Below are 2,462 nucleotides of genomic sequence, written 5' to 3' on the forward strand. Positions count from 1 at the left end.
CATCGGCGCCTCCTCCTACCCGCGATCGCGCGCATGGCGCGCGCCTAGGGGGGTGGAGGCATATGCCTATCAGTGATCCTGCTCGCAGTTGACCATCCAGGGCACCCCGAAGCGGTCGGTGAACATGGCGAAGGCCGCCGCCCAGAAGGTCTGCTGCAGCTCCATGGTGACCTGGCCGCCCTCGCTGAGGGCGTCATAGATGCGCCGGGCCTCGGCCTTGCTGTCCACCTGCAGGGAAATCGATACGCCCTTGGTGCCCTCGAAAGGCATCGGCGGGCAATTGTCCGAGGCCATCAGCACCTGGTCGCCCACTTCCAGGCGCACGTGCATCACGCGGTTGGCCGCGTCGGGCGGAATCTGGCCCATGTCCGGGGCGTCGCTGAAGCGCATCAGCATGGCGATCTTGCCGCGCAGCACCTCGGCGTAGCGGGTGAAGGCTTCCTCGCAGTTGCCGTCGAACACCAGGTAGGCTTGGATCTTCATGTGAAATCTCCTGTCGGCTCAGGCTTTGCCGGCGATCTGGGCGCGCAGGCGTTCTTCCTGCTCGCGTAGTTCCGCGGTGAATTCGGCGCCGAAGTCCTCAGCCTCGAAGACCTGGCGGATCTCGATCTGCGACGGGCCGTCGAAGGGGTTCGGGCAGCGCTTTATCCAGTTAACGCATTCCTCCAGCGAGTCGCACTGCAGCAGCCAGAAACCCGCGATCAGCTCGCGGGTTTCGGCGAAGGGGCCGTCGACCACCGTACGCGAGGCACCGTCGAAGCACACCCGCGCGCCCTTCACGCTGGGGTGCAGCCCTTCCCCCGCCAGCATCACGCCGGCGGCGACCAGTTCCTCGTTGTATTTGCCCATGGCCGTCAGCAGTTCCTCCGAGGGCATGATGCCGGCCTCGGAATCGGCGGTGGCCTTGACTATCGCCATGAAGCGCATGCTGGTTCTCCTTTGTCTGGGGCTCGAGCGGGCCCGCTGCCCTGCTCTGCCAGATGGTCGAAGCGCGGGCGATGGATTCGACAAGCCGGACAACCGTTCGTCGGCAGCAGGCGGGCGGGCGCAGGGAAAACGATAGCCAGGGATCGCCGGCGGACAAGGCGTCTCGACGAACGCCCCGCACGGGCTGGACGCCCGCAGGCCGATTCCCTAGATTGGCCGGTTCCCGAAAAGACCACTGTGCAAGGAGCTCCGCCATGAGCCTGGAATCGGTTCGCGCCTACTTCGCCGAGAAGGCCCCCGAGATCGCCATCATCGAACTGGACACCAGCACCGCCACCGTCGCCCTGGCCGCCGAGGCCCACGGCGTCGAACCGGGTCGCATCGCCAAGACCCTGTCGCTGCGGGTCGGCGAGCGCACCGTGCTGGTGGTCGCCCGCGGCGACGCCCGCCTGGACAACCGCAAGCTCAAGGACGCCCTGGGCGGCAAGGCGAAGATGCTCGGCGCCGAGGAAGTGGTGGCGCTGACCGGACACCCGGTGGGCGGGGTCTGCCCGTTCGGCCTGGCCACGCCGCTGCCGGTGTACTGCGACGTATCGCTACGCGCCTTCGACGAAGTGCTGCCGGCCGCCGGCGCGCTGCACAGCGCCGTGCGCATCGCCCCGCAACGCCTGGCCGAGCTGGTCGAGGCGGATTGGGTGGACGTCTGTCAGGAACCCGCCTGAAGCGACGTGCGGCACTCTGTCAGCAAATGATTACACCCGCGTTCCGAGTCCTGTCCGAACCGCCAGGAATGCCGTTCCAGAGCGGCCATCCCCGGCAGCCCCGGAGCCTGCGGCGCGTCTGACCAGCGCGCCATTCAGCGCATTTATCGAACCTCGAAACTCCATCAGGTAATTGATGTAACAAATCTGAGCAAATTGGCTGATCGTGGCTAGGATAAAGGCCATGAAATGCTCGCGTTAGAAGTACGGGCGTTGATTTCGACCGCCGATTTCCGATGTGGGTATTCGTATGGATATGCCGAACGCGAACCGCCTGGCCGCCCTCTTCCGTCCCCGGGGCCAGGCCCTGGCCCTGGAACCCAGGATTCTCTTCGACGGCGCCGCCGCCTCGGCCGCGGCCGACCAGCAGCACCACGACGCCGGCACGCCCGACCAGGCCGACGCCAGCCACCCGGCGAGCACCCCGGACGCCCAGGCCGCCGCGGCCAAGGCCCCGGCCCAGGGCCGCACCCTGCTGGTGCTGGACAGCCGCGTGGAGAACCGCGAGCAGCTCACCGCCAACCTCGGCGCCAACGTCACCACGCTGGTGGTGGACGCCGGCCAGGACGCCCTGGCGGCGATCAGCGCGACCCTGGCGCAACTGGGCAAGGTCGACTCGATCCAGATCTTCTCCCACGGCGCCGCCGGCCAGTTCACCCTCGGCAACCAGACCTTCACCGCGGCCAACCTCGATCGGTTCGGCGGCACCCTCAGCGGCTGGCAGGCCGAGCTCAACGCCGGCGCGGATATCCAGCTGTACGGCTGCGACGTCGG

The 2,462-nt window shown here is 67.5% G+C and carries 4 protein-coding genes; 2 read left to right on the top strand and 2 right to left on the bottom strand.

Translation table 11 applies throughout. From position 1 onward, the window contains the following. Positions 1-69: 69 nt before the first annotated feature. Entirely contained in the window at positions 70-483 is a 414-nt protein-coding gene (locus tag P3W75_RS07670; protein ID WP_276226768.1) for a VOC family protein, read from the bottom strand. 18 nt (positions 484-501) lie between these two features. After that, positions 502-927: a YciI family protein gene (locus tag P3W75_RS07675; protein ID WP_276226769.1), complete on the bottom strand. Its 426-nt coding sequence runs from the start codon at positions 925-927 to the stop codon at positions 502-504. 254 nt (positions 928-1,181) lie between these two features. Here P3W75_RS07675 and P3W75_RS07680 point away from each other — a divergent pair, with 254 nt between their 5' ends. After that, positions 1,182-1,649, top strand: coding sequence for a YbaK/EbsC family protein (locus P3W75_RS07680; RefSeq protein WP_276226770.1), 468 nt, complete (start codon positions 1,182-1,184; stop codon positions 1,647-1,649). Positions 1,650-1,938: 289 nt separating this feature from the next. Next, the coding region (locus P3W75_RS07685; protein WP_276226771.1) for a DUF4347 domain-containing protein at positions 1,939-2,462 on the top strand (524 nt) is incomplete at its 3' end.

The organism is Pseudomonas citronellolis, assembly GCF_029335315.1.
Classification (GTDB): Bacteria; Pseudomonadota; Gammaproteobacteria; order Pseudomonadales; family Pseudomonadaceae; genus Pseudomonas; species Pseudomonas citronellolis_A.